Source organism: Alitiscatomonas sp. (assembly GCF_037242085.1).
Taxonomy (GTDB): Bacteria; Bacillota; Clostridia; order Lachnospirales; family Lachnospiraceae; genus Alitiscatomonas; species Alitiscatomonas aceti.
The window spans coordinates 22,924-30,333 of the sequence record NZ_JAXXBR010000041.1 but is presented as its reverse complement, the minus strand read 5'-3'; the positions used below and the strand labels follow the sequence as shown (position 1 = coordinate 30,333).

Here is a 7,410-nt window from a genome sequence, read left to right as displayed (position 1 = left end):
TTGCAAATCAAGGAAAAATCGAAGGAGAATGAGTATATATGAAATTAGGTATCGTTGGCCTTCCTAATGTAGGAAAGAGCACACTGTTCAACTCTCTGACAAAAGCCGGCGCGGAATCCGCCAACTATCCGTTCTGTACCATCGACCCCAACGTGGGCGTGGTTCCGGTTCCGGACTTCCGTTTAAAGCTGCTGACAGACCTTTATCATTCTGAAAAGACCACTCCTGCGGTCATCGAATTCGTGGATATCGCAGGCCTCGTAAAGGGCGCCTCCAAGGGCGAGGGCCTGGGAAACCAGTTCCTGTCCAATATCCGTGAGGTGGACGCCATCGTCCATGTGGTACGCTGCTTCGAGGATCCCAACGTGATCCATGTGGACGGCAGCGTGGACCCGCTCCGCGACATCGAGACCATCAACCTGGAGCTGATCTTCTCTGATATCGAGATCCTGGACCGGCGGATCGCCAAAAACGGCCGCGGTGCTGCCAACAACAAGGCCCTGGCCAAGGAGGTGGAGCTTTTAAAATCATTAAAGGCCCATCTGGAGGACGGAAAACTGGCAAAAAGCTTCCCTTGTGACGATGAGGACACCAGAGACTTTATCAACACCTTAAACCTCCTGACCTGGAAGCCGGTGATCTTTGCCGCCAACGTAAGCGAGGACGATCTGGCCGACGACGGCGCTTCCAATGAGTATGTGAACCAGGTCCGCGGATTTGCCGCTGAAAATGACAGCGAGGTATTTGTGATCTGCGCCCAGATCGAGCAGGAGATTGCCGAGCTGGACGATGACGAAAAGAAGGAATTTCTGGAGGATCTTGGTTTAAAGGAATCCGGTCTGGAAAAGCTCATCGCCGCCAGCTACCGTCTCTTGGGCCTCATCAGCTATCTGACTGCCGGTGAAAAGGAGACCCGCGCCTGGACCATTAAGGTGGGCACCAAGGCTCCCCAGGCCGCAGGAAAGATCCACTCCGATTTTGAGAGGGGCTTCATTAAGGCCGAGGTGGTCAACTACCAGGATCTTCTGGACTGCGGAAGCTACTCTGCCGCCAAGGAAAAGGGACTGGTACGGATCGAGGGGAAAGAGTATGTGGTAAAAGACGGAGATGTTGTATTATTCCGGTTTAATGTGTAAAGATAGACAGTTTTAAAGATCTGCCTGTATTTAAAAAGGCCCTGGGGTCCAACGCCCCAGAGCCTTTTTTGTGATCGGAAGTACGTTCTGTGCTATAAAAACGTTCCGCAGGCGGACTTCCTTCTTATATTTTAGTACAGCTTTGCTCCTGCCGGGATCGCATCGTCCAGCATCAGCAGGTTCAGTCCTTCCCGTCCGTCGTACTCGTACACAGCGGAGATCAGCATGCCCTCGGAGGGAATGCCCATCATCTTTCTCGCAGGCAGGTTGGTGATGGCCACACATGTCTTTCCAACCAGCTCCTCCGGCTCGTAGTAGTCGTGGATGCCGCTTAAGATGGTGCGCTTCTGGTCGGTTCCGTCGTTTAAGATGAACTTAAGAAGCTTCTTGGACTTGGGAACCGCCTCGCACTCCTCGATCTTCACCACGCGGAAATCGGATTTTGCAAAGGTATCGAAATCCACCAGATCCTCGAATAACGGCTCGATCTTTACCTTGGAGAAGTCCACCGGCTCTGCCTTTGCTGCCGGCATGGCCTCAAGCTGCTGTGTAAGGACTTCGGCAGCCTGGTTCATGGCAGCGTCTAAGGAAGCAGCCTTCTTCTCTTCCTTCTTTCCGGCGTCCAGACTCTTCATGGTCGGGAACAGCAGGACATCGCGGATCGCAGCAGAGTCAGTCAGCAGCATGCACATACGGTCGATGCCGAAGCCGATGCCGCCTGTGGGAGGCATACCGATCTCCAGGGCATTTAAGAAGTCCTCGTCTGTGTGGTTGGCTTCCTCGTCTCCCTGGGCCAGCAGCTCCTCCTGGGCCTTAAAGCGCTCTCTCTGGTCGATGGGATCGTTGAGCTCGGAATACGCGTTGGCCATTTCCCAGCCGTTCATAAAGAACTCGAAGCGCTCTGTATACTCTGGATTTTCCGGCTTCTTCTTTGTAAGGGGAGAGATCTCCACCGGGTGGTCCATGATAAAGGTGGGCTGTACCAGGTGCTCCTCTACAAACTCCTCGAAGAACAGGTTTAAGATATCGCCTTTTTTGTGGCGGGCCTCCACCTCGATGTTGTGCTCCTTGGCCGCAGCCTTGGCCTCTGCCAGGGTATGGATCTCGTCAAAGTCCACGCCGGAATATTTCTTAACGGCTTCCACCATGGTCATACGGGCAAAGGGCTGTCCCAGATCCATTTCAATGCCGTTATAAACGATCTTTGTGGTTCCCAGGACCTCCTGGGCCACAAAGCGGTACAGGTTCTCAGTCAGGTCCATCATGCCGTGGTAGTCGGTGTATGCCTGGTAAAGCTCCATTAAGGTGAACTCCGGATTGTGTCTTGTATCCAGGCCCTCGTTACGGAATACGCGGCCGATCTCATACACGCGCTCCATGCCGCCCACGATCAGTCTCTTTAAGTAAAGCTCCAGGGAAATACGGAGCTTCAGATCCTCGTCCAGAGCGTTGAAATGGGTCTCAAAGGGTCTTGCGGCAGCTCCTCCGGCATTGGACACCAGCATGGGAGTCTCCACCTCCATAAAGCCCTCGCCAGCCAGGTATTTACGGATGGCGGCCAGGATCCTGGAACGCTTGATGAAGGTATCCTTTACATCCTCGTTCATGATCAGGTCCACATATCTCTGGCGGTAACGGATATCCGTATTGGTCAGTCCATGGAACTTCTCCGGAAGGATCTGGAGGCTCTTGGAAAGCAGGGTCACGGAATGGGCATGGATCGAGATCTCGCCCATCTTTGTAGTAAATACAAAACCCTTGATCCCTACGATATCGCCGATATCCATTTTCTTGAAATCCTTATATGTGTCCTCACCCAGGTCATCCCGGCATACGTAGCACTGGATGTTTCCCTTCAGGTCCTGGACGTTGCAGAAGGAGGCTTTTCCCATCACACGCTTGCTCATCATACGTCCGGCGATGGAAACCTCCTTCCCCTCATACTCTGCATACTGCTCTTTTACATCTGTGCTGTGCACAGTCACATCATATTTTGTGATCTGGAACGGGTCCTTTCCGTTTGCCTGAAGCTCTGCTAACTTTTCACGGCGCACCTTGAGAAGCTGGTTCAGATCCTGCTCCTGGCCGTTTCCCTTCTTCTGGTTTCCCTGCTCTGCCACTGCTCTTCTCTCCTTTTAGTAATTAATCCACTCGCTTGATATCTAATACCTTATACTGGAGCATTCCTGCCTGGGTCTCCACATCCACCACGTCGCCGACTTTTCTGCCGATCAGCGCATGGCCCACAGGAGATTCGTTGGAGATCTTGTTCTGAAGGCTGTTGGCCTCAGTGGAACCAACTAACTTAAACTCCATCTCTTCCTCAAACTCCACGTCATATACTTTGACAACACAGCCGATGCTGATCTTGTCAAGGTTCACTTCATCCTCAACAACGACTTCTGCATTCTTTAACAGCTTCTCCAGCTCGTCGATCCTGGCCTCGATGTCCCTCTGCTCATCCTTGGCTGCATCGTACTCGGCGTTCTCGGATAAGTCGCCCTGCTCTCTGGCCTCTTTGATCTTCTGGGCGATCTCACGACGGCGGTTTACTTTAAGATCCTGAAGCTCATCTTCATATTTTTTCAGTCCTGCATAAGTCAAAATGTGTTTCTTATCTGCCATGACGTCATACCTTCCTTTATATTCAGGGCAAACTGCCCCTTTATACTAACATCCAGTGTATTATAGCGTGAACCCCTGGTATTGTCAAGAATCCGGCGGAGCGTTTTTCCTTATTCCGCCCCGCCGGATCCTATCCAGCCTCTATTCCTTTTAGAATTTAAAGATGTTTAACCCCGTATCCGGATCCTTGACCCGGTCCACGGTCCCATCGATGACTGTGATGACCATTTCCAGGGTGGCTCCCACGGTTCCGGCGCTTAAATGGCCGCCGTACACGTTTCCGTTTTTATCTCCGGCCGCCGTATGCAGATGGCAGTAATACTCCCCGTCCATGGTATTGATGGTACCCGTGAGGGAAACGATCTCAAACATACCGTCAAAGTCGTTGCCCACAAATTTTCTCTGGTCCAAATCGTAAACTCCCACATTCATATGGCTGAAGGTGCCCAGGGCGCTGATGCTGGCTAATTTTATGTTCTCCTTAAGAGCCACCTTCTTAAGCTCGGCAAACAGGTCCTCGTTTCTGTCCATGCGGACGATCACTGTGTTTTCAAATCTGCGGTATTCCATAGTCAACGGTCTCCTTCCATATTATATAGTATCTTTGCTTCATTTTTACTGGATCGCTTTCTTTTTCCAGCGTCCTCTCTTATAGCAGACAGCCGTCATAACGGCTCCCAGCGTCCAGGAAAGGAGCAGGGAGATAAACACGCACTCGCTGCGCCCATTGGGAAGCTCCGGCGTTCTGGTGAGCCAGGAGATCCCATAGGCCACCGGGACACGGACCACAACTGTGGTGAACAGGGAGATCCACATGGGTGTCATGGTGTCTCCGGCTCCTCTCATGACGCCGGAAAGGCTCTGGGTCACTGCCATGGCGATATAGCCAACGGCCAGGATCCGCATCATATAGAAGCTCAGATCCACCAGCTCTGTGGTCGAGGTGAAGATCCCCATCAAATACCTTCCGAATATGAGGATCAGGGCCGTAATGGAGGCCGAAACCCCCATGGCCATGAGGGTCCCCTGCTTTGCTCCCTGCTCCACCCGGTCGTACTGCTTCGCTCCCACGTTCTGGCCCGCATAGGTGGTCATGGTGGTGCCGAAGGAGAAGTTGGGCATCATGGCGAAGCCGTCCACACGCATGATGATCACGTTGGCTGCAATGAGCATCTCCCCAAAGCTGTTGGTCAGCGACTGGACCATGATCATGGCCAGGGAGAAGATGGCCTGGGTCAGGCCCGATGGAAGCCCCAGACGGATGATATTGAGGGCATTGTCCTTATGTGCCTTCAGATACCGGGGCTTCATATCAAAAAGCTCGCTCATCCTTGCCAGCTTCCAAAAGCACAGAATAGCCGATACCGCCTGGGCAATGGCCGTAGCCAGGGCAACGCCGAAAACTCCCAGTCCCAGGCCCGCAACGAACCATACATCCAGGACGATGTTGATGACCGTAGCCACCAGCAGGTATACCAGTGCGGAAACGGAATCCCCCAGTCCCCGGAGGACGCCGCCCAGGATGTTATAATAAGCCACGCCGGCGATCCCGTAGAACAGGACGGTCAGATAGGACGCGCACCAGTCGATGATGCTGGCCGGCGTATGTAAAAGCTCCAGCAGAGGCCGGACCACAAGGGAGCCCACGATCATAATGAATACCGAAGCGGCCGCCGTCAGAGTCACACAGCAGCCGATGGTCCTGGAAAGCTGCTCCCTGTCCCTGGCTCCGAAATACTGGGAGACCATGACGCTGGTCCCCACCGAGATCCCGATGAAAAGCACCAGAAGCAGGTTAAAAATGGGACTGGCGCTGCCCACAGCCGCCAGGGCGTTGTCTCCCACAAATTTTCCCACGACGATGCTGTCTACGGTGTTATAAAGCTGCTGCGCGATGTTTCCGATGATCATCGGGATCGTAAAAAGTGCAATGTTTTTCCATGGTTTCCCCGCTGTCATATCCACGGGTGCAAATAATTTCTTCAGTGAAGCCATTCTTTTTATTCCCCTTTTTTTCTGATAGCTATTATTCTAGCATGGGTTTTTAAAAAAAACAACCCGGCTGCTCTCCGATTTTCCGTCAGAGAACAGCCGGACTGTTCCTGTTTTATAACAGCGGAGCCGCCAGCCGCAGGATACACTGGCCGATCCTTAAGACCGCCGAGCGGCCGCTCCTGTATTCCTCCGTTACCTCCTGGCAGATGGGGAAAAGCCCGTCGAAATCGGCCTTGATATCCTTTATGGCCTCGCAGTCATAGAGGAATACGCCGTTTTCAAAATGCAGGTACAGACTCCTGTAATCCAGGTTGATGGTCCCCACCACCGCCGTCTCCCCGTCGCAGACGCACTGCTTGGCGTGGATGAAGCCCGGCGTATATTCATAGATCCGGACGCCGTCCCGCACCAGTCCCGCATAGTAGGACCGGGTCACCTGGAACACCGCCTTTTTATCCGGGATCCCCGGCGTAATGAGCCGCACGTCCACGCCGCGCTTGGCAGCCAGCCTCAGCTCCCGGCCCAGCTCGTCGCTGACGATCAGATAGGGCGTCGTAAAGTATACATAATCCTTGGCATTCTTTATCACGTTCATGTATACGTTCTCACCCACAGGCTCGCCGTCCAGGGGATTGTCGCCGTAGGGCTGTACAAAACCGCGGCCCTTTGCCGTATAACCGGGATCCGGCAGATACCTGGCAAAATCCGTATCTGTCACCTTCACGGAATTCCACATTTCCAGGAACAGAACCGTCAGATTCTTTACGGCGTCGCCCTCCAGCCGGACGCCCGTATCCTTCCAGTGGCCGTAGGGGCTTGTCAGATTGAAATACTCATCCGCCAGATTATAGCCTCCGGTGAAGCCCACCTTTCCGTCCACCACTGTGATCTTCCGGTGATCCCGGTTGTTCATGAACACATGAAGCATGGGTACCATAGGGTTAAATACCCGGCACTGGATCCCATCGGCCTCCATCCGTTTAATGAATTCGGGGCTGATGAAGCCCACGCTTCCTACGTCGTCGTACAGGAGACGTACCTCCACCCCTTCCTTTACCTTACGGGCCAGGATCTCCCGGATCCCCGCAAAGGAGGTGCTGTCCTCAATGGCATGGTATTCCATAAAGATAAAGGTCTTTGCCTCTGAAAGGGCCTTTTTCTGGGCCTCCAGCCCGTCGGAGGCGTCGCCGTAAAACTCCACGTCCGTATTCCGGTATACTGGATATTTTCCAAAATTGCTGATATACCGGGACTGGTTGGCCACAGCCCGGTCCTGGCCATCCATCTCCTCCAGGACCTTTGGATCCTGGGCGATCAGATCCGCCAGCTTTCCCTTGATCTCCCCATGGCGCTTTGTCATGAACCGCAGGACCATGGAATGGCCTAAAAGCAGATACAGGCACAGGCCCATGACAGGAGCCGCCAGGATCAGCATGATCCACAGGATCTTATAGGCGGAATTTTCCCTGGAAGCATAGATCCGCAGCACCACCACCATGGCAGCGATGGTGGAGATCAGTGCGATGAGCCAGGAATACCGATTCAGCCGCAGGACGATCAGCAGGATCCAGCCTGCCTGGATCAGTACCGAAAGGATCACGAAGGCCATGCGGCCCACGCTGTTTTTTACATCTGTTTTCTGCTCTGCACGCAT

At 53.4% G+C, this 7,410-nt stretch carries 6 protein-coding genes; 1 reads left to right on the top strand and 5 read right to left on the bottom strand.

What is annotated here, in order from left to right:
* The first annotated feature begins 38 nt into the window (after positions 1–38).
* Positions 39–1,136 (top strand): redox-regulated ATPase YchF, encoded by a 1,098-nt coding sequence (ychF, locus tag WIH05_RS02260; protein ID WP_262427487.1) that lies wholly within the window; start codon positions 39–41, stop codon positions 1,134–1,136.
* 131 nt (positions 1,137–1,267) lie between these two features.
* Here the strand turns inward: ychF and lysS are convergent, their stop codons facing one another.
* From lysS to cls, 5 genes are all read right to left on the bottom strand, one after another.
* Positions 1,268–3,256, bottom strand: coding sequence for a lysine--tRNA ligase (gene lysS / locus WIH05_RS02255; RefSeq protein WP_022273843.1), 1,989 nt, complete (start codon positions 3,254–3,256; stop codon positions 1,268–1,270).
* Positions 3,257–3,278: 22 nt separating this feature from the next.
* Entirely contained in the window at positions 3,279–3,761 is a 483-nt protein-coding gene (greA, locus tag WIH05_RS02250) for a transcription elongation factor GreA (RefSeq protein WP_022273844.1), read from the bottom strand.
* Positions 3,762–3,911: 150 nt separating this feature from the next.
* On the bottom strand, positions 3,912–4,331 hold the full coding sequence (locus WIH05_RS02245) for a PPC domain-containing DNA-binding protein (RefSeq protein WP_022273845.1): 420 nt from the start codon (positions 4,329–4,331) through the stop codon (positions 3,912–3,914).
* 45 nt (positions 4,332–4,376) lie between these two features.
* A complete protein-coding gene (locus WIH05_RS02240) occupies positions 4,377–5,756 on the bottom strand; it encodes an MATE family efflux transporter (RefSeq protein ID WP_022273846.1) in 1,380 nt (459 codons plus the stop codon).
* A 112-nt stretch (positions 5,757–5,868) separates the two neighbouring features.
* Positions 5,869–7,410: a cardiolipin synthase gene (gene cls, locus WIH05_RS02235; protein ID WP_022273847.1), complete on the bottom strand. Its 1,542-nt coding sequence runs from the start codon at positions 7,408–7,410 to the stop codon at positions 5,869–5,871.